This is a genomic window from Hymenobacter pini (assembly GCF_020421205.1).
GTDB lineage: Bacteria > Bacteroidota > Bacteroidia > Cytophagales > Hymenobacteraceae > Hymenobacter > Hymenobacter pini.
The window spans coordinates 350752-370334 of the sequence record NZ_JAIZZH010000003.1 but is presented as its reverse complement, the minus strand read 5'-3'; the positions used below and the strand labels follow the sequence as shown (position 1 = coordinate 370334).

Sequence of the window (19583 nt, the reverse complement as noted above, 5' to 3'; positions counted from 1 at the left end):
GCCAACACCCGCAAATCGTTGACCTAAACGGTAAAACCGCTACCGGTCGGGCGTTACGCGGGCGCAAAGATACGGAGGCCATAGTCAGCCCACAGCCTTGGGGCAAAACTATATACTTGCAGTGCGATGAACAGGTGGCCTACGGTAGTGGCCCGGTTCCGTCCTGAAGAGGAGTGGCCAACAACTAGCTGAGGCAAGGACGGTTATGAATAAGTAAAGCGGAGCGCACCAAATATTACGTTCTGGTTTATCAATTTTGGGGGATTTACTGTACCGGTTACCGACGAAAAATGCCTGACAATTCGCTCCTGCTCATCGACGACGAAGCCCCGCTGCGTCAGGCAATTGCTCGCATGCTGGAGCTGGAAGGGTATAGTGTGTGGCAGGCACCCGATGCGTATCGTGGCTTGGAGCTGCTGCGCCAGCACGCCGATGAGGTACTGGTAGTGCTGAGTGACGTGAAACTGCCCGACGGCTACGGCCTCGACTTGCTGCCGCGCTACAAGCAAGTAGCTCCATTGGCTGAGGTAATTTTGATGACGGCCTATGGCACCATCCCCGACGGCGTGCGGGCCATGAAGGAAGGCGCTTTCGACTACCTCACCAAGGGCGACTCCGACGACCAGCTGCTGGTGGTGGTAGAGCGCGCCGCCGACCGGGCCCGTCTGCAGCGCCGCGTGGCCGACCTCGAGAAGAAAGTTGGGGCCCAGTACAGTTTCGACAGCATGATTGGCCGCTCCCGGGCGCTGCTGCAGGCCCGCAAGCTGGCCGAGCGCGCCGCCCCCACCGACAGTACCGTGCTGCTGGAAGGGCCCACCGGGGCAGGCAAGGAGCTGTTTGCCCAGGCCATCCACCAGGCCAGTCCGCGCCGCAACAAGCCGTTTGTGGCCGTGAACTGCTCGGCCTTCCCCAAAGATTTGCTGGAGTCTGAGCTGTTTGGCTACCGCAAAGGCGCGTTTACGGGGGCGCTGACGGATAAGAAGGGGCTATTGGAGGAAGCCAACGGCGGCACCTTGTTCCTGGACGAAATCGGGGAACTGGAGCTGAATGTGCAGGCCAAATTCCTCAGGGTGCTGGAAACCCAGCAGTTCACCAAGCTCGGCGATACTCGGCCCACCAACGTGAACGTGCGCATTGTGGCGGCCACCAACCGCAACCTGCGCCAGGAGGCCGAAGCCGGCCACTTCCGCCCCGATTTGTACTACCGCTTGGCCGTATTCACGGTGCCGGTACCGGGCCTGAACGAGCGGCGCGAGGATGTGCCCCTGCTGGCCGAGTATTTCCTCCAATTCTTCGCCGGCAAGCTGCGCCGCCGCCTGCGCGGCCTGGAGCCCGAGGTGCTGGAGCAGCTGCGCGGCCACGACTGGCGGGGCAACGTGCGGGAGCTGAAAAACGTGCTGGAGCGCGCCGCCATACTGGCCGACGGCGACACCGTAACGGTGGACGACCTGCCCGCCGACTTCCACTACCTGCCCGCCGCCCCCGGCACCGATGAAGCCTCCGATAACAGTCTGCGTACCCTGGAAAAGCGCCATATCCGCCAGGTGCTCCACGATACCGGCGGCAACAAGATGGAAGCCGCCCGCCAGCTCGGCATCGGCACCAAAACCCTCTACCGCAAGATTCAGGAATACGGGCTGTAGAGACGCAATAGTTGGAGTCTCGGCGTTGAATGACGCCGCCTGCGTCCCAGAGCTGAAGCCCTGGGCTACGTAGCGTCCGCTCGTCCTTTACTAGCCCAGGGCTTCAGCCCTGGGACACAAGCACCCTACCAAACCGGGTTATTCTGACCAGCCTACCGGGTCAGAATGACTCGGTTTTTTTGTGCCCAGTGCGTGGGGTGGGAGAGGGAGGAAAATATTTTAATCTGATAATCAGATCAATGCAGTGAAAATGGTGGGTGGTGGCCGGATGTGGGCCTGGATTGGCAAGAGGACGCCCGAGCCATTCGTCGATTCGGCAAACGGACCGAACCGGGGCCGGTGCTGGGGTGCCTGACAACCAGCCCAGCGCCATGCCCCGCCGACGCAGGTTCACGCACGGACCCGTTCCACTTCTTTTCATCTCGTCAGATGACTTCTTCTTCCGAAACCGCCACCCTGTTGCTGGAAAGCTTCCCCGAGCTGGGGGCGGAACTACAAGTACCGGCCACGCGCCAGAGCCTGTACCGGCAGCTGAGCTGCTTTGCCACCTTCACCCGCGAAGCCGCCGAGGCCGGCCAGCTGGCCCTGCTCAAGCGCTGCTTCGAGGTGGCCGACCGCCTGCTGCGCCAGGGCGACGTTTACCTGGCCCGCGCCATCGAAAACGTGTACCTGCACTGCCTGTACCTCGATGGCAGCACCTACGGCAACCAGCTGGCCCGCCAGCTCATGCCCGCCCGCCTTTACCAGACCTATCACTATCCGCACACCACCATGCTGCCCTAGGGCCGCTGCTTTTTCGCTTTGCCAATGGCTCCGCTCTTGATGATTGCCGTGCTCACGGCCGCCGGCCTGGCCGGCTTCTGGCTCTTCTACAAGTCCGTCGATTTCTTCGACCAGATCTAACCCCGTCGCGCCATGATGGTCTCCCTGTTTTTCCTCTCCCTCGCCACGTTCGGCTACCTCTGCTACGTGCTGCTGCGCCCGGAGAAATTCTAATTCTGTTGCCCGTTGCCAGTTGCACGTTGTCAGGTCGTTCGACGATTGACAACTGGTAACTGGCAACCGGCAACCGGCAACTCACCGAAAATGAACAACGAACTACTCAGCATCGGCGGAATTTACCTCATCACGCTGGTGCTGGCCCTGCCGCTGGGCGCGTATCTGGCCCGGGTGTTCCGGGGCGAAAAGAACCTGCTCGACTTTATGCGGCCCGTCGAGAATGGCATCTACCGGCTCTCGGGCATTGATGCCCGCCGCGAGATGACGTGGCAGCAGCACATGGTGGCGCTGCTCACCATCAACCTAGTGTGGTTCCTGCTGGCCATGCTGGTGCTGTGCACCCAGGGCAGCCTGCCGCTCAACCCCGACGGCAACCCCTCGATGTCGCCTGATCTGGCCTTCAATACGGCCATTTCCTTTCTGGTGAACTGCAACCTGCAGCACTACTCCGGCGAGTCGGGCCTGTCGTATCTCTCGCAGATTGTGGTGATTACCTTCCTGCAGTTTGTGAGTGCCGCTACCGGTATTGCGGCGGCCGTGGTGGTGTTCAACGCCCTCCAGACGCGCACCACCGAGAAGCTGGGCAACTTCTACGACTACTTCGTGAAGAGCCTCACCCGCCTGCTGCTGCCCGGTTCGCTGCTGATTGCCCTCATCCTGGCCTTCAACGGCACGCCCATGACGCTGCAGGGCAAGCAGGAACTGATTTCCTTGCAGGGCGACTCGGTGGCCGTGAGCCGCGGGCCGGTGGCCGCCATGGTAGCCATTAAGGAGCTGGGTACCAACGGGGGCGGTTTCTACGGCGCCAACTCGGCCCACCCGCTCGAAAACCCCAACTTTCTCACCAATGCCGTCGAGAACATTGCCCTGGTGATTATCCCCATTGCCATGGTGTTTGCGCTGGGCTTCTACTTGAAGCGCCGCAAGCTGGCTTACATGATTTTTGGGGTGATGACGGTGGGCTTCGTGGCCCTGCTGGCTCCCACGGTGTACTACGAGATGCACGGCAACCCCGCCATTGCTAAGCTCGGCGTCGATCAGGCGCTGGGGGCTATGGAGGGCAAGGAAATCCGCCTCGGGGCCGCGGCTTCGGCCTATTGGAGCATTACTAACACCATCATCAGCTGCGGCTCGGTGAATTCCATGCACGACTCGTTTATGCCGATTTCGGGCATGAGCCAGATGCTGGGCATGATGACCAACGCCTTCTACGGCGGCTGCGGCGTGGGCTTGCTCAACTTCTTCGCCTACCTCATTATTGCCGTGTTCATTGCCGGCCTGATGGTGGGCCGCACGCCCGAGCTGCTGGGTAAGAAGATTGAGGCCCGCGAGATGAAAATTGCCGTCATCGTGACGCTGCTGCACCCGCTGCTGATTCTGGCGGGCACGGCCCTCACGGCTCACCTCTACGCCGGCAATCCCACCGAGTACAGCGGCTGGCTGGCCAACCCCGGCTACCACGGCTTCTCCGAGATGCTGTATGAATTCACCTCCGCCTCGGCCAACAACGGCTCCGGCTTCGAGGGCCTCGGCGACAACACGCCCTGGTGGAACATCAGCACCGGCGTGGTGCTGCTGCTGGCCCGCTTCCTACCCATTGTGGGCCCGGTAGCCATTGCCGGCCTGTTGGCCCGCAAGAAGTACGTGCCCGAAAGCGCCGGCACCCTGCCCGCCGACACGGCCACCTTCGGGGTGATGGTACTGGCCGTCATCGTCATCATTGCCGCCCTGGCCTTCTTCCCGGCCCTGGCGTTAGGGCCGCTGGCCGAGCATTTCTCGCTGTATTAACCCCACCCCAACCCCTCCCCTCCGGGAGAGGGGCTTAGGTTAGCCTCTTTCGACATCATTCACTTGCTGAGTGGCCAAAAGGCTGCCCACACCAAATAACTACCCCACTAAATCCTCGTCAGGCTCCCCCTCTCCCGGAGGGGAGGGGGCCGGGGGGTGGGGTCCACGATATGTCAACGAAATCTCAATCTCTCTTTCAACCCGCGCTGGTGTCGGAGGCCGTGAAACAGGCGTTCGTGAAGCTCGACCCGCGCATCATGTTCCGCAACCCGGTGATGTTCACCGTGGAAATTGGGACGGTGGTGATGCTGCTCGTGACGCTGGGGCTACTGGTGAAGCCCGATGCCGCCCAGGGCTCGTTCGGCTACAACTTCACCGTGTTTGTGGTGCTGTTCCTGACGCTGCTGTTCGCCAACTTCGCCGAGGCCATTGCCGAGGCCCGCGGCAAGGCCCAGGCCGAAAGCCTGCGCAAAACCCGCGAGGAAACGCCCGCCCGCGTCCTCGACGCCAACGGCCAGGAGTCGTCGGTTTCCTCCTCCCAGCTCCAGAAAGGCCAGATTTTCCTGGTGGAAGCCGGCGAAATTATTCCTACTGATGGCGAAATCATTGAGGGGCTGGCTACCATTGACGAGTCGGCAATTACGGGCGAGTCGGCCCCGGTGATTCGGGAGGCCGGCGGGGATAAATCCAGCGTAACGGGCGGTACCAAGGTGCTGTCGGACCGCATTAAAGTGGTGGTGACGACGGCCCCCGGCGAGTCGTTTCTGGACAAGATGATTGCCTTGGTGGAAGGTGCTTCGCGGCAGAAAACGCCCAACGAAATTGCCCTCACCATTCTGCTGGCCGGATTTACGCTGGTGTTCGTGCTGGTGTGCGTGACGCTGCAGCCGTTTGCCGAGTATTCCAAGACGCCCATTGCCATTTCGGCCTTCATTGCCCTGTTCGTGTGCCTGATTCCGACTACCATCGGCGGGCTGCTCTCGGCCATCGGTATTGCGGGCATGGACCGTGCCTTGCGCGCTAACGTCATCACCAAAAGTGGCAAAGCTGTGGAAACGGCCGGCGACATCGACGTGCTGCTGCTCGACAAAACCGGCACCATCACCATCGGCAACCGCAAAGCCACCCACTTCTGGCCCGCGCCCGGCATCACGGAGGCCCAGATGGTAGAGGCCGCCACCCTGGCCTCGCTCACCGACGAAACGCCCGAGGGCAAGAGCATTGTGGAGCTGGCCGGCGAAACCCGCCGCTCCGACGTAGCCGGCCTGCGCACCCGCCTGCAGGGCGCTGAGCTGATCAAGTTCACGGCCGAAACCCGCAGCTCGGGCGTGACGCTGCCCGACGGCACCCGCCTGCGCAAGGGCGCTTCCGATGCCATCCGGCAGTTGGCCGCCCGTGCCAACCAGCCCTTCCCCCAGGAAACTACCCAGCGCGTGGAAGCCATTGCCAGCAACGGCGGCACCCCGCTGGTGGTCAGCCAGAACGACCAGGTGCTGGGCGTGGTGGAGCTGCAGGACATCATCAAGCCCGGCATTCAGGAGCGGTTCGAGCGCCTGCGCAAAATGGGCATCAAAACCGTCATGGTAACCGGCGACAACCCGCTCACGGCCAAGTTTATTGCCGAAAAAGCCGGGGTAGACGACTTCATTGCCGAGGCCAAGCCCGAGGACAAGATGACCTACATCCGCCGCGAGCAGCAGCAGGGCAAACTGGTAGCCATGATGGGCGACGGCACCAACGACGCCCCCGCTCTGGCCCAGGCCGATGTGGGAGTGGCTATGAACTCGGGCACCCAGGCCGCCAAAGAGGCCGGCAACATGGTGGACCTCGACAACGACCCCACCAAGCTCATCGAGGTAGTGGAAATCGGGAAGCAGCTGCTGATGACGCGCGGCACGCTCACCACGTTTTCGATTGCCAACGACGTGGCCAAGTACTTCGCCATTGTACCCGCGCTGTTCATGGTGGCCATTCCGGCCCTGGGCGCGCTCAACATCATGGGCCTGAAGTCGCCGCAGTCGGCCATCCTCTCGGCCGTGATTTTCAACGCCGTAATTATTCCGCTGCTGGTGCCGCTGGCGCTGCGCGGGGTGGCCTACAAGCCCATTGGGGCCTCGGCCCTGCTGCGCCGCAACCTGCTGGTGTACGGCCTGGGCGGCGTCATCGTGCCGTTCATCGGCATTAAGGTTATCGACCTGGTAGTGGGGCTTTTTCTGTAAAAACTTCGGTAAAGCGGAAGTCTCGCGCAATGACGAAATGAGTGCCAATGAGCAGCAATTTGGAGGGTGGGGAGCGTCTGTTGATGGCATCGGTAGCCCAAGTCAATACATTGTGCTCAGCACAGGCATCAATGACAATTTTAGCCATTTCAGCGGGCGCATTTTGTAGCAATATGCCGCTGCCATCAAGCAAGTTTCTCTTAAACTGACTGACGTCTCCAGATAGCACAGGTTGCCAAGCGTGCCAGCCCTGAAGCAACAATTCAATTCTTGCTTGGATTGTCTCGAAAAGGGCTTTTGGATCTGTGGGCCGCGAATTAATGTAGACTGACACCATGCTGCTGTTGTATTGCAACAGCAATGGATGCTCTGAATAGTAGCTGAATTTACCCCGTGCCCCGGGCTTCAGATAGGCTTCTGCTTTATCCAGGAAATCGACTCTAAAGCTTTTGCCAGGTAGTGTGAGAACGGCAAAAGTGGTCTGTGCCACCATCACGGTAACCATTTGATCATCTGGAATCGGGACGTCAGGCATACGCTCAAATTTACTAACGACTTTGAAATCAACATGAAACAGAACCTGCTTCCCGCATTCCGCCTGACCCTTGTGCTGCTGGTGGTGTGCTGCCTGATTTACCCCGCGTTGGTGTGGGCCGGCGCTCAGCTGGCCCCGGCCGGCGGCCAGGGCGAAACCATCCGCCACAAGGGCCGCGAGGTGGGCTACGACAACGTGGGCCAGAACTTCACCCGGCCCGAGTACTTCCAGGGCCGCCCCTCGGCCGTGGACTACAACGCCGCCGGCTCGGCCGGCTCAAACAAAGGCCCCAGCAACCCCGAGTACCTGGCCACCGTGCAGGCCCGCCTCGATACGTTTCTGGTGCAGAATCCCGGCGTAACCAAGGCCCAGGTACCGGCCGAACTGCTCACTGCCTCCGGCTCCGGCCTCGACCCGCACCTCTCGCCCGCCGCCGCCGCCGTGCAGGTGGCCCGCGTGGCCAAAGCCCGCAACCTCGCTGCCGCCAAGGTGCAGGCCCTGGTAGCGGAGCACACCCAGCACAGCGCCTTCGGCCCCGACCGGGTGAACGTGCTGCGCCTGAACGTGGCCCTCGACGCCCTGCAGAACCGCTAGCCGGTGGCTGCCTCCGCGCACCGGGCCCGCGCCCACTACCGGCTGCGGGCCCACCGGCACCGCGGCCGCCGCTTCCGCCCCGGCTACACTCTGCTGGCTCTGGCGCTGCTGTGGCTGCTGCTGGAACTGGTTGCCTGAGGCCAGTAGCGCGAACTGTGTAGTTCGCGTCTCATAACGACAACCCGCCGAACAGCGCGGGGGCGTCCCAGGGTTGAAACCCTGGGCTACGGAGTTGTCCAAACTGCCAGCCAGACCGCTGACTAGCCTAGGGTTTCAACCCTAGGATACTCGCGCCGCCTGAGCCATCTATTTCTACTTTCGTCTCTTCCTTCTCACTTTGCGCTCCTGCAACGGGCGCTTACCTCCCAATGAAACCACTGGTTCTCCTTACCGCTACTGTACTGCTCACGGCTTCGGCTGCTATGGCCCAAATCACGCCCGATTCCACGGCAGCTGCGGCGGCTCCGGCCAATCCGCTGACTACCTATGGGTTTGTGGATGGCTACTACGGCTATGATTTCAAGCACGCGGCCACCAACCAGCGGCCCGGCTTCCTATACTCGCACAACCGCCAGAACGAGTTTACGGTCAACAACGCCGTTATCGGGCTGCGCTACGACAACGGGCAGGTGCGCGGGGCCCTGGGCCTGCACGCGGGCACCTACGTATCGGCCAACTACGCGGCCGAGGACCCGGTGCTCAAGCACCTCTACGAAGCCTACGCGGGCTTCCGGCCTTTCAAAAAAGCCTGGCTCGACGTGGGTATTTTCGGCTCGCACATCGGGTTTGAGTCGGCCCTGAGCAAGGACAACTGGACGCTGACCCGCTCCCTGATGGCTGAAAACTCGCCCTACTACGAGGCCGGGGCGCGACTCACCTACGAGGTGAGCCCCAAGCTGACGCTGACCGGGCTGGTGCTCAACGGCTGGCAGAACATCCGCGAAAACAACCAGGCCAAGGCCTTGGGCACTCAGTTGCAGTGGAAGCCCACCGATAAGCTGCTCATCAACAGCAGCACCTTCTACGGCAACGAGCAGCCCCAGGACTCGGTGCGCCGCCGCCGCTACTTCCACGATTTCTACGTGAGCTACGCCGCCACCGACCGCCTCAGCCTGGCTTTGGTGTTCGACGTGGGCAAGCAGGAGAGCGAGCGGCGCGGCGGCAAGGCCGATACCTGGCACACCGGCGCGGCCTTCGTGCGCTACAAGCTGGCCGATAAGTGGACCGCCGCCGCCCGCGCCGAGTACTACAACGCCGACCGGGGCGTCATCATCAGCACCATTTCGCCGGTAGCCGCTGCTGCCGATTTCAAGGTGCAGGCTGCCTCGCTCAACCTCGACTACGCGCCCACCAGCAACGTGACGTTCCGGGTCGAGGGCCGCACCTTCCACGGCCGCCAACCCTTCCTCTCGGACCGCAACGGCAACCCCACGCGCAACTACGGCAACCTCACCAGCAGCATCGCACTGTCGTTTTAGAGTAGATAGATACGAGTATTGAGTAGTTAGTATTGGGTGGTTAGTGTTGATGTCAATTATTTGTAAAACAGTGCTTTATTGAAAAATGCAAATGCCATCTGCTCAATACTAATTACCCAATACTAATTACTCAATACTAACCACTCACTACCCAATACCCAGCCGTTCGGCGGCTGGCAATGGTTTCACCTTCTAGCTGACCACGCATCATGGCCCGTACCATCAAAGCCCGCCTCACGCTGGGCCTGAGCTTTCTGTTCGTGATTATTCTGCTGCTGAGCGGGGTGGGGGCGTACTTCCTCTACCAACTCTCGCGCAGCTCGGCCGCTACGTTGCAGGATAACTACCGCTCGGTAGCCTACGCCAGGGCCATGTCCGATGCGTTGTCGGATGTGCGGGAGGCGCGGCGGGCGGGGCCGGCGGCCGAGGTGGTCCGGGCCGAGGCTGCCTTCCGGCGCAGCCTGCGGGCCGAGCAGGGCAACATCACCGAGCCCGGCGAGCAGGAGCTGGCCGATTCGCTGGCGGCTTCGTTTGGGCAGTACGCCGCCCAGGCCGCCGCGCCGGCCGGCCTCTACCAACAGGTGCGCGGGCAGGTGGGCCGGGTGGCTACCCTGAACCTGCGGGCCATTGAGCAGCAAAGCCTGCGCACCCGCCGCATTGCCAACCGCACCATCGGCACGCTGGGGCTGCTGACTACGCTGGGCATTCTGGCTACGGTTTCCTTTATTTTCAGCTTCCCTGATTACCTCACCCGGCCGGTGGAGGAGCTGACGGCCGGCATCCGGCGCGTAGCCGAGGGCCACTACGACCAGCGCCTGCCCGTGCGCGCCCACGACGAGTTTGCGCCCGTGGCGCAGGCCTTCAACGACATGGCCCGCCGCCTCGAAGGCTACGAAACCGCCGACGGCACGCCCCGCATCGACTCCAGCGGCCCCCTCGATTTGGTCACCAGCCACCTGCGCCCCGGCTCCGCGCCCGATGCGGCCGACGACCTGGCCCGCCGCCGCCACCTGGCCACCCAGCTGCAGCGGCAGGCCCGGCAGCTGCAGCGCACCGCCGACGAGCTGGCCGCCGGGCAGGCCGGTTGAGTTGCCGGCCTTTCACGTGTAGTTTGCGCGCATGACAACTTCCGCTTCTTCCTCAGCAGCGCTGCGGCGCGCCACCCCGGCCGGGGTACTGGTGGCCCTGGGCATTGTGTACGGTGATATTGGCACCTCGCCGCTGTACACGGTGCGCGGGGTGTTTGCCAGCCGGCCCGTGACGGAGGATGTAGTGCTGGGCACCATTTCCTGCGTTATCTGGACGCTCACGCTGCTGACCACGGTGAAATACGTGCTCATTGCCCTGCGCGCCGACAACCACGGCGAGGGCGGCATTCTGGCCCTGTATGCCCGGCTGCGGCGGCTGCCGGTGCGCCGCCTCTACCTGGTGGCCATTGTGGGAGCTGCTGCCCTGCTGGCCGACGGCATCATTACCCCGCCCATTTCGGTGGCCTCGGCCATTGAGGGGCTGCGCATCCTCCGGCCCGGCCTCAACACGGTGCCCATCGTCATCGGGATTCTGGTGGCGCTGTTTGCGTTTCAGCAGTTCGGTACCCAGATCATCGGCAAGCTGTTCGGGCCCGTCATGACTGTGTTTTTCTCGATGCTGGCCGTGTTGGGTGTGTACCATCTGGGGCAGGATTTAAGCATTCTGCGCGCCTTCAACCCCTACTACGCCCTGCACATGGTGACGCAGGTGCCGGGCGCGTTCTGGCTACTAGGTTCCATTTTCCTGTGCAGCACCGGCGCCGAGGCCCTGTACGCCGACATGGGCCACGTGGGCCGGCCCAACATCTACCTGTCGTGGACCTTTGTGAAAACCTGCCTGCTGCTCAACTACCTAGGGCAGGGGGCGTGGCTGCTGCAGCACCTGGGCCCGCCGCTGGGCGAGCAGAACCTGTTTTTCCTGCTGATTCCGCAGTGGGCGCTGCTGCCGGCCATCGGGCTGTGCACACTGGCTACCATCATTGCCTCGCAGGCTCTCATTTCGGGCTCGTTTACGCTCGTTATTGAGGCGCTGCGCCTGCATTTCTGGCCTAAGGTGAAGGTCGATTACCCTACGGAGCTGCGCGGGCAGGCCTACGTGCCGAGCCTGAACTGGCTGCTGTGCGCCGGCTGCGTGGGCGTGGTGCTGTACTTCCGCGAGTCGGGCAACATGGAGGCGGCCTTTGGGCTGGCCGTGACGGTGACCATGCTCATGACCACGGCCCTGCTGGCGTTCTACCTGCGTATGCGCCGCGTAAACGGCCTCTGGATTGCGCTGCTGATTAGCACCTACGTGCTCATCGAGGGCTCGTACCTGGTGGCCAACCTGGCCAAGTTCACCCACGGCGGCTGGCTTTCGGTGCTGCTGGGGGCGGTGATTCTGCTGGTGATGCTGAGCTGGATTGTGGGCCAGCGCGTGCGCAACGACCTCACCGAGTTTACTCCGCTGGCCGAGTACCTGCCGCTGCTGCAGGAGCTCAGCAATGATGCCTCGGTGCCCAAATACGCCACCCACCTGGTGTATCTCACCAAATCGGACGACGCGCGGCAGGTGGAAAACGGCATCATCCACAGCATCTTCAAGAAGCGCCCCAAGCGGGCCGATGTGTATTACCTCATCCACGTGCACACCACCGACGACCCCTACACCCGCCGCTACCACGTGACGCATGTGCTGCCCAACGAGCTGGTGCGCATTGATTTCTACCTGGGCTTCCGCATCGACCACGCCCTCAACTACATGTTCCGGCAGGTGGTGTCGGAGCTGGTGCGCAACGGGGAAGTGGACATTACCAGCCGCTACGAAAGCCTGCGCGGCCAGGATGTCACCGGCGACTTCCAGTTCGTAATTCTCAACAAAACCCTGCCCTACGAGTACCTGCTGCGCGGCTGGCAGCGGCTGGCCCTGCGCCTGCATGGCTGGCTGAAGCGCCTGGGTGCCTCCGAAACCGAAAGCTTCGGCCTCGACAACAGTTCCTTCGTCATCGAAAACGTGCCCCTGCACATGCCCGCCCGCCCCGAACTGCAGCTGGAGCGGGACTAGCGGTGAAATGGTGCGGTGGTGAAATGGTGAGTCTGTCGCGCCTGAGTTTCGATCAAGCGCATCATACTGCTGCCTCCAGAAAAACCAGAATACATGACATAGTCGGCCGACCAGTCCGACTCACGCCAATCGAACATCAAACTCACCATTCCACCAATGAATGACGACCAACAGCGCGACCAATCGGCCGAGCGGTTTCTGCGGCTGGTGCAGCAGCGGCGGCGCGGGCGGCTGAAGGTGTATTTGGGGCTGGCCGCCGGCGTGGGCAAAACCTACCGCCTGCTGCAGGAGGCCCACGAGCTGCGCGCCCACGGCGTGGACGTGGTGCTGGGCTACGTGGAAACCCACGGCCGCCCCGGCACCGTGGCCCAGCTGCGCGACCTGCCCACCGTGCCGCGCAAGCACATCTTCTACAAGGGCCGCATGCTGGATGAAATGGATGTGCAGGGCATTCTGCAGCGCCGGCCCTCGGTGGTGGTGGTGGATGAGCTGGCCCACACCAACGTGCCCGGCTCCGAAAACGAGAAACGCTGGCAAGACGTGGAGCAGCTGGTGCGGGCCGGCATTTCGGTGCTCACCGCCGTCAATATTCAGCACCTCGAAAGCCTGCACGACCAGGTGCTGCGCATCACCGGCACCGACGTGACGGAGCGCGTGCCCGACCAGGTGCTGAAGCTGGCCGACGAGGTGGTGAACGTAGACCTGACCGTGGGCGAGCTGCGCACCCGCCTGGAGGAAGGCAAAATCTACGACGCGGCCAAGGTGCCCACCGCCCTGCAGAACTTCTTCCGGGCCGATAACCTGCTGCAGCTGCGCCAGCTGGCCGTGCGCGAAACCGCCAATCTGCTCAGCCGGCAGCTGGAAACCGACGGGGGTGGGGCCGTACCCATTGCCCCCGAGCGCCGCAACCAGGACCGGCTGCTGGCCTGCATCAACGCCAACGCTCCCGCCGCCAAGGAAATCATCCGCAAAACCTCGCGCCTCGCCGACCGCCTCTCGGCCGCGTCCTGGGCCGTGCTGTACGTGCAGACTACCGCCGAAACTGCCGACCGGATTGGCCTGGCGGCTCAGCGACATTTGCTGAACAACCTGCAGCTGGCCACTGAGTTAGGAGGGCAGATACTACGCGTGAAAGACGACGACGTGGTGGCGGCTATTCAGCGGGTGGCCCAGGAAAAACACGCAACCTTGCTCATTTGCGGCGTAACCGGTGAGAAAGGGCTCTGGAGCCGGCTGGCCCGGCGCAGTATCACGCAGGAGCTCATCCGGGCTGTCGCCAAGTCATCCTCTGAGCTGGATATCTTTCTGGTCACCTACTAAGCCTCGCCGCAGTCAGGCGTACTGCTTTTTACTATGAATCTGAAAACGAAAATTACGCTGGGGTTCCTGGCTTTGCTGCTACTGTTGGTAGGCCTGGGGGGCTATGCCTTCTACACGGTGCAGCGCCTGGAAAGAGGTTCCCGCAACGTCTTGCGGGCCAATCTGTACTCGGTGCAGCTCGGGCAGAATATGCTGCGTGCCCTCGACCATATGACCCAGCCCCAGACCGTGGAGAGGGGCTTGCAGCAGTTTCGCCAAAATCTCACCCGCGAAGCCGGTAACATCACGGAAGTCGGCGAGAAAGAGCTGGTAGATAGCCTCACGCAAAACCTGGCCGACTACGTGCAGCTGCACCCCAGTACCAGTCCAATTACTACCAGTAATCAGTCCGATTTGCTCAGGCTGCGCCAGCAAACGCTGCGTATGGTGCAACTCAATATGCAGGCACTAACCAGCAAAAACGACCACGCCAACGCCAGTGCCACCAAGGCTACCCAGTATCTGTTGGCTTTCGTAGGGCTGAGCGTATTGGTGGCCTTGTTGTTTGTGTTGAGCGTGCCCGAGGCCGCCGTGGGGCCATTGCGCAAGCTTTTTATTAGTATTGAGCACGCCACGGCCCAGGATTTTACGGCCACTATTCCCGTAGAAAGCCACGATGAGTTTGGCCGCGTGGCGGATGCTTTCAACCGGATGCTGGTGCAGCTGAAAGAGTACCGGGCCTCCACCACCGCCGAGCTGATTACGGAGCGCAACCGCGCTGCCGGTATTGTGAATAGCTTGGATGAAGGCTTAGTGCTACTGGATCAGAACCGCCAGATTCTGCTGGTAAACCCTGTAGCCAGCCAGTTGCTGGAGGTGCCGGCCGAGCAGCTGGTAGGCCGCCCGGCCACCGAGGCCGCCCGCGGCAACGACCTGCTGCGGGAACTGCTCAAACCCCTCGACAGCTCGCGCCGGGCCGGGGCCGATGCCCCGTTGCTCACCATTGCCCAGCAGGGTGAGGAGGTTTATTACCGCCTCGATGTTCAGGACCTAGTTATTTTCAACGAGGCCCTCGACAAGATGGAATTTGTGGGGCAGATTCTGGCCCTGCGCAACGTGTCGGATTTTAAACGCCTAGACCAGGTGAAGTCCAACTTCCTGGCCACCGTTTCGCACGAATTGAAAACCCCGCTTTCCAGCATGAATATCAACCTGCGCCTGTTGCAGGATGAACGGCTGCCCATTGAGGAGCGGCAGCGGGTTATCCAGAGCGTCCGGCAGGAAACCCAGCGGCTGCAGCGTATGGTGGCCGAGCTGCTCGATGTATCGCGCCTGGATGCCGGGGCCGGCATTCAACTGGATGTACGCCCAACCGATATGCGGGATTTGGTCCGCTACGCCACCGATACGGTGCAGGCTCAACTCAACGACAAACAGCTTCAACTCACCGTACAACTCCCATCCGACTTGCCGCTGGTGCGTGCCGATGTAGAGAAAACCACGTGGGTGCTGATCAACTTGCTGGCTAATGCTATTCGGTATTCACCCATCGGCGAAACCCTCGTGGTGCAGTCAGAAATAGTTGGTACGCAGGTGCAGGTGAGTGTGCAGGACCACGGCCCGGGTATTGCAGCCGAGCACCATGAGCGAATTTTTCAGCGTTTCGCCCAAGTACCCGATAAAACAGGTTACCGTGGGGGCTCGGGTCTGGGGCTGAGCATCGCCCGGGAATTTATTACCTCGCAGGGTGGGCGCTTGTGGGTAGAAAGCGAACTGGGCTCAGGCAGCACCTTCCGCTTTACGCTGCCGCTTAGTCGTTAAATTAGCTGTGGGCGTATGGTATCAAGGAATGCTGGATAACTTGTTATTTGCCTCAGCAATCCTCAATGCCCTCACCTATGCCATCTGCTCCGGTCAGTCAGCCAGCAACACGGAACAAACTCTCGCGTGCCTCTCTGCTGATTGCCGCCTGCTCTACCATTATTGAGTGGTATGATTTTACGCTGTGCCTGTATTTCGCAACGGTACTTTCGCGAGTGTTTTTCGGGCCGGGTGAAACCTCATTGCTCACAGCGCTGGGCGGGTTTGCGGTTTCCTACCTGATGCGGCCGCTGGGTGCCCTGTTTTTCGGGCACATCGGCGACCGGCACGGCCGGCGGCGGATGATGCTGTTCTCTATGGCCCTGATGACGGGGGCTATGCTGGCCACAGCCCTGCTGCCCACGTACGCCCAGTTAGGCGCAGTGGCGGGCTGGCTGTTGCTACTCTTGCGCTGCCTGATGGCATTTTCGGTCGGGGGCGAGTATACCGGCGTGGTGGCCTACCTGCTGGAAGGTGCTCCTGCAGGCCGCCGCGGCCTGATTACGTCATTAGCGGCCGCGGCCAGCGAAGTAGGAGCTTTGCTGGCAGTGGGTGTGTGTGCACTGCTGCTGTATGGTTTTTCGGCGGCCAGCGTTGATGCGTGGGCGTGGCGCTTGCCGTTCCTGTTGGGGGCCGCGCTGGCCGGTGGGGTGTGGCTGGCCCGTTCCACCATGCAGGAGTCGCCGGATTTTGAGCGCCAGCAGGCGGCCGGTACCGTACCAACGGCTCCGCTGCGTGACACCCTGCGTTTTCACCGGACCGCTATTTTGCGCACGTTTTCTATTTCTGCGCTGGGCTCCATCACCTATTACGTGGGTATTACCTACGTGCCTACCTTCCTGGCAACCACCGGGCAGCACGCAGAACGGGAAGCCCTGGGGCTATCCACTATTGCCGCCATGGTGGTTATTCTGGTCACGCCCGTTGTGGGATTAATGTCCGACCGCCTGGGCCGCAAGCCGGTACTGGTGGTGCTGGCCGGAGCCAGTGCGCTGCTACCAATTACGCTGTTCTCACTGATGCGCGGGGCCGATGTGGGGGCTGCCATAGTAGGAGCGGTAGTGCTGGCTGCCGTAGCCGGTGGCGTAAGCGCCGTGGGCGCTGCCGCCACCGCCGAGCAATTCCCGGGCGAAGGCCGCTTGAGTGGGTTAGCCTTGGGAGCTACGGCCGCTACTGCCGTTTTTGGGGGGCTTACGCCTTTTGTGGCGGAGCTGCTAATCAGCCGCACCGGCTGGGCTCCTGCACCAGGCGCCATGATTGCCTTGGTAGCACTACTCGTACTACCCATTGTGCTGACCATGCCGGAAACTGCCTTCCAAGCCGAGCATACCCCACCTGCTGATGGGGGCGCTGGCTCCCTCCCTCGCTAATCTCGCGCGGTTGACAGTTCCGTAACGATAAAAAGCCCCTCAGTAAGTAGATGAGGGGCTTTTTATCGTTACGAAAGGACTCCGTTGTTTTTATGTCTGAGACGCGTTTCTGTAGTGCCTGAGACAGTAGGTTGAAGTAGGTGATTGAAGAAGAATGATACCAATGTTTTACCTCACGGCGTGTTATTGAGCATAAAATCTCCCAATAATCTGGTTACAAGAAGCTGCCCCACGCACTCAATGGATTCTGGCATCAAGTGTTCGTTTGCCCTAGTACTAGAACTGCGTGCGTACATTTCTACTTTATAGACCGGCGCAGCAACGGGACGGGAATATGCCACAACCGATGAGCATATCACTCCGTGGGGTAGACCGTGCTACGCCCGAAGTCGTTAAACCAGTCGACTGGTCGCAACTGGTGGGGTTTGTTTCGAACATCTGGCTGGGTCCAAACACGAAGACAACGCGCACTTTTGTGCCAACCTCGTGCAAGCATACTATGACTGCCGGATTCTGCGCCAGATCTATTGGCAACCTACCATATGAGCTATGGCAGCGCTTGGAGCATAATCCAGCAGTTGACAGATATTGAACGAGGTAATTCTTAGTGATTTTTTTTACTCTCATTCTTCATGCACGCAGCCCCATGTACCAGGTTGCCATTCTGCTTTTTCACGACGTCGAAGTGCTGGATTTTGCCGGCCCGTTCGAGGTATTCGCCGTTACCGAGGTCGACGGCAAACGTCCCTTCAACGTGTTCACCGTAGCCGAGCACAGCCCCATCTTTGCCCGCAACGGCTTGTCGCTGAACCCGACCTACCGGCTGCACGACCATCCCGACGCCGACATTATTCTGATACCGGGCGGGGCGAGCCGGCTGGCCGACGGCACCCCGCTGGGCACCCGCCGGGAAATGCACAACGAGGTAATTTTAAACTGGGTGCGCCGGCATATGCGCACGGCCGAGCTGGTGCTGTCGGTGTGCACGGGAGCCTTTGTGCTGGCCAAGGCCGGGGTGCTCGACGGGCTAACCGTAACCACGCACTACTCCGTGGCCCGGCAGCTGCAGGAGCTGCTGCCCACCGCAACCGTGGCGCCGGAGCAGCGCTGGACCGACAACGGCCAAGTGATTACCTCCGCCGGCATCTCTGCCGGTATCGACATGGCCCTGCACGTGGTAAGCCGCCTGCTGGGCCCGGAAGTGGCCGCGGCTACGGTGCGGGAGATGCAGTACGCGCCCGGCCCCCACGTGGTGCCGACCACGGAGTAAGCGGCCTATTCCAGAGAATTGGCCTTGGTTAAAAGTTTGGTGCAAATGCTAAACGGACGGCGCAACCACTACCCCGGTCTGGCAATGCCACGTGATTAGTTCCGTTCTTTTCGCCGTTCCTCGAAGACATTGCCGTCACTGACATAGAGCCTGATATGCGACCATCTGCCGCGACTGTCTTGCACAAACTCGACGTGCGCGTTGTCATCCAACACAAACCGGTGGGGGGCAATCGGCCTGAGTTCGGTAACTAAATTACCTGCGTCGGCATTTTTGCAGAACAGCTTGTTGCCCGTCAGGTACATCGTTAGCGGCCCGTAGGTGCCGGTGTACAGCTGCAGCTGGCTCAACGGTCCCTTAGCCGCCGGACGCTGGGCGGCCAGCTCATCCAGCAGGTAGTCCATTTGCCGCTTTTCCTGCTCACTGGTAGCCCTTTGAAGCTGGGCCCGCAAGACCAGTTCCCGGGCTTTGGTCAGGGCCTCCTGGGCGGCTACTTTCACGTCGGGCACCACCCCGGTTCCTTCCCAGTCGGTGTGCGTAACCGGGCTCAACGAGCGAGCATACGGGATGGAAACCACGAAGCCCTGCCCCACCGACACCGGCCGGGTGGGGTGTGCCCCGCCGCCCGTAGTTTCGCCCACTACCACGGCGCGCTTGGCCATTTGCATGGCGTACGCAAAGTCCTCCGCCCCGGAAAACGTGTTATGGCTGGTGAGAATATACACCGGCATCGACACGGTAAACGGCACTTTCGCCGGGTCCGCGTAGAAGACCGTCGTGTCGTTGGTGGACCGGTTTATTAGGTCGTTCATATGCGTTTTGACCGGGAAAAAGTAGCTTTCCAGCAGGCTCACCAGTTCCGGGCTGCCCCCCATATTTTCGCGCAGGTCAATGACCAGAGCGCTGGTATTGGCTAAAAACTGCAGGGCCCCGCTGATAGTCGGCTTGGCCCCGGCTACGTCCGGCACAAAACCCGTGAAGGGGAAGTAGCCGATATTGCCGGGCAGCACTTCGGCTTTCTTGAACAGGTAGTTGTTGGCCACCCAGTACTTTTTGGCCTGCGCCTGCTCCTCGGCCGAGGGTTGCGGGCTGCGGCGGCTCGCGGTAGCCAGGGCTGGGTTGTACTCCACAAACAGATGCGGGTCGCGGTGGACGGCTTGCAGGTCTGCCTGCAGCTGCTTCACCACGCGTTTCGGGTCGGTCGCCAGCGCGGCGTATGCTTGCTTCCGGGCCTGGCCTTGTACATACGTCCCCATGCGCTCGGCTTCTGCCGGAAATATGTAGTGCTGTTGGAGGCGCAACGCCACCGAATCCATCAACTGAGGGATGTCTAAGACGGAGGGGGCAGTGGTTTGAGCCTGGCACCAAAGCGGACCGATAACGGTCAGCAGGGGGACGCACAATTTACGGTAACGCATAAGTAAAGCAGGAGGCTGTATGCTGTATTTCACGCAGTAGT

At 61.4% G+C, this 19583-nt stretch carries 16 protein-coding genes; 14 read left to right on the top strand and 2 right to left on the bottom strand.

Features of this window, described 5'->3' with window-relative positions; all coding sequences use genetic code 11:
- The first annotated feature begins 290 nt into the window (after window positions 1-290).
- The 5 genes from LF252_RS12875 (at window position 291) to kdpB (ending at window position 6649) form a co-directional block, all read left to right on the top strand.
- Window positions 291-1643 carry a sigma-54-dependent transcriptional regulator gene (locus LF252_RS12875; protein WP_226270000.1) on the top strand — a complete coding sequence of 451 codons (1353 nt, stop codon included), beginning with the start codon at window positions 291-293 and terminating at the stop codon, window positions 1641-1643.
- A gap of 429 nt (window positions 1644-2072) precedes the next feature.
- Window positions 2073-2426 carry a DUF7674 family protein gene (locus LF252_RS12870; protein ID WP_226269999.1) on the top strand — a complete coding sequence of 118 codons (354 nt, stop codon included), beginning with the start codon at window positions 2073-2075 and terminating at the stop codon, window positions 2424-2426.
- A 132-nt stretch (window positions 2427-2558) separates the two neighbouring features.
- Window positions 2559-2639, top strand: a complete 81-nt coding sequence (gene kdpF / locus LF252_RS23175; RefSeq protein ID WP_394370410.1) for a K(+)-transporting ATPase subunit F — start codon at window positions 2559-2561, stop codon at window positions 2637-2639.
- A 90-nt stretch (window positions 2640-2729) separates the two neighbouring features.
- A complete protein-coding gene (gene kdpA, locus LF252_RS12860; RefSeq protein ID WP_226269998.1) occupies window positions 2730-4430 on the top strand; it encodes a potassium-transporting ATPase subunit KdpA in 1701 nt (566 codons plus the stop codon).
- A 170-nt stretch (window positions 4431-4600) separates the two neighbouring features.
- Window positions 4601-6649 carry a potassium-transporting ATPase subunit KdpB gene (gene kdpB, locus LF252_RS12855; protein WP_226269997.1) on the top strand — a complete coding sequence of 683 codons (2049 nt, stop codon included), beginning with the start codon at window positions 4601-4603 and terminating at the stop codon, window positions 6647-6649.
- Here kdpB and LF252_RS12850 read toward each other — a convergent pair.
- Entirely contained in the window at window positions 6618-7184 is a 567-nt protein-coding gene (locus LF252_RS12850) for a hypothetical protein (RefSeq protein WP_226269996.1), read from the bottom strand. The two genes, kdpB and LF252_RS12850, sit on opposite strands and share 32 nt — an antisense overlap.
- A gap of 33 nt (window positions 7185-7217) precedes the next feature.
- On the opposite strand from LF252_RS12850, the gene kdpC reads away from it, so the two are divergent.
- The 9 genes from kdpC (at window position 7218) to LF252_RS12810 (ending at window position 18124) form a co-directional block, all read left to right on the top strand.
- Window positions 7218-7778, top strand: coding sequence for a potassium-transporting ATPase subunit KdpC (gene kdpC / locus LF252_RS12845; RefSeq protein WP_226269995.1), 561 nt, complete (start codon window positions 7218-7220; stop codon window positions 7776-7778).
- Window positions 7779-7781: 3 nt separating this feature from the next.
- Window positions 7782-7916: a hypothetical protein gene (locus LF252_RS22840; RefSeq protein ID WP_262904946.1), complete on the top strand. Its 135-nt coding sequence runs from the start codon at window positions 7782-7784 to the stop codon at window positions 7914-7916.
- A 230-nt stretch (window positions 7917-8146) separates the two neighbouring features.
- On the top strand, window positions 8147-9256 hold the full coding sequence (locus LF252_RS12840; protein ID WP_226269994.1) for a porin: 1110 nt from the start codon (window positions 8147-8149) through the stop codon (window positions 9254-9256).
- 209 nt (window positions 9257-9465) lie between these two features.
- Entirely contained in the window at window positions 9466-10344 is an 879-nt protein-coding gene (locus LF252_RS12835) for a HAMP domain-containing protein (protein ID WP_226269993.1), read from the top strand.
- A 31-nt stretch (window positions 10345-10375) separates the two neighbouring features.
- On the top strand, window positions 10376-12325 hold the full coding sequence (locus LF252_RS12830; protein WP_226269992.1) for a KUP/HAK/KT family potassium transporter: 1950 nt from the start codon (window positions 10376-10378) through the stop codon (window positions 12323-12325).
- Between the two features lie 156 nt (window positions 12326-12481).
- On the top strand, window positions 12482-13645 hold the full coding sequence (locus LF252_RS12825) for a sensor protein KdpD (RefSeq protein WP_226269991.1): 1164 nt from the start codon (window positions 12482-12484) through the stop codon (window positions 13643-13645).
- 33 nt (window positions 13646-13678) lie between these two features.
- Entirely contained in the window at window positions 13679-15445 is a 1767-nt protein-coding gene (locus LF252_RS12820) for a sensor histidine kinase (protein ID WP_226269990.1), read from the top strand.
- 77 nt (window positions 15446-15522) lie between these two features.
- A complete protein-coding gene (locus tag LF252_RS12815; RefSeq protein ID WP_226269989.1) occupies window positions 15523-16854 on the top strand; it encodes an MFS transporter in 1332 nt (443 codons plus the stop codon).
- A gap of 646 nt (window positions 16855-17500) precedes the next feature.
- Window positions 17501-18124, top strand: a complete 624-nt coding sequence (locus LF252_RS12810) for a DJ-1/PfpI family protein (RefSeq protein ID WP_226269988.1) — start codon at window positions 17501-17503, stop codon at window positions 18122-18124.
- 95 nt (window positions 18125-18219) lie between these two features.
- Here LF252_RS12810 and LF252_RS12805 read toward each other — a convergent pair whose 3' ends face one another.
- The gene (locus LF252_RS12805; protein ID WP_226269987.1) at window positions 18220-19542 is read right to left on the bottom strand and encodes a S41 family peptidase; all 1323 of its coding nucleotides are present in this window, start codon (window positions 19540-19542) and stop codon (window positions 18220-18222) included.
- Window positions 19543-19583 lie beyond the last annotated feature (41 nt).

Coding starts and splice junctions, on each gene's coding strand:
- LF252_RS12805 (WP_226269987.1), bottom strand. CDS start 19,542: ATGCGTTACCGTAAATTGTGCGTCCCCCTGCTGACCGTTATCGGTCCG.
- kdpC (WP_226269995.1), top strand. CDS start 7,218: ATGAAACAGAACCTGCTTCCCGCATTCCGCCTGACCCTTGTGCTGCTG.
- LF252_RS12825 (WP_226269991.1), top strand. CDS start 12,482: ATGAATGACGACCAACAGCGCGACCAATCGGCCGAGCGGTTTCTGCGG.
- LF252_RS12835 (WP_226269993.1), top strand. CDS start 9,466: ATGGCCCGTACCATCAAAGCCCGCCTCACGCTGGGCCTGAGCTTTCTG.
- LF252_RS12875 (WP_226270000.1), top strand. CDS start 291: ATGCCTGACAATTCGCTCCTGCTCATCGACGACGAAGCCCCGCTGCGT.
- LF252_RS12870 (WP_226269999.1), top strand. CDS start 2,073: ATGACTTCTTCTTCCGAAACCGCCACCCTGTTGCTGGAAAGCTTCCCC.
- LF252_RS12840 (WP_226269994.1), top strand. CDS start 8,147: ATGAAACCACTGGTTCTCCTTACCGCTACTGTACTGCTCACGGCTTCG.
- LF252_RS12830 (WP_226269992.1), top strand. CDS start 10,376: ATGACAACTTCCGCTTCTTCCTCAGCAGCGCTGCGGCGCGCCACCCCG.
- LF252_RS12820 (WP_226269990.1), top strand. CDS start 13,679: ATGAATCTGAAAACGAAAATTACGCTGGGGTTCCTGGCTTTGCTGCTA.
- kdpF (WP_394370410.1), top strand. CDS start 2,559: ATGATGGTCTCCCTGTTTTTCCTCTCCCTCGCCACGTTCGGCTACCTC.
- LF252_RS12815 (WP_226269989.1), top strand. CDS start 15,523: ATGCCATCTGCTCCGGTCAGTCAGCCAGCAACACGGAACAAACTCTCG.
- kdpA (WP_226269998.1), top strand. CDS start 2,730: ATGAACAACGAACTACTCAGCATCGGCGGAATTTACCTCATCACGCTG.
- kdpB (WP_226269997.1), top strand. CDS start 4,601: ATGTCAACGAAATCTCAATCTCTCTTTCAACCCGCGCTGGTGTCGGAG.
- LF252_RS12810 (WP_226269988.1), top strand. CDS start 17,501: ATGTACCAGGTTGCCATTCTGCTTTTTCACGACGTCGAAGTGCTGGAT.
- LF252_RS12850 (WP_226269996.1), bottom strand. CDS start 7,184: ATGCCTGACGTCCCGATTCCAGATGATCAAATGGTTACCGTGATGGTG.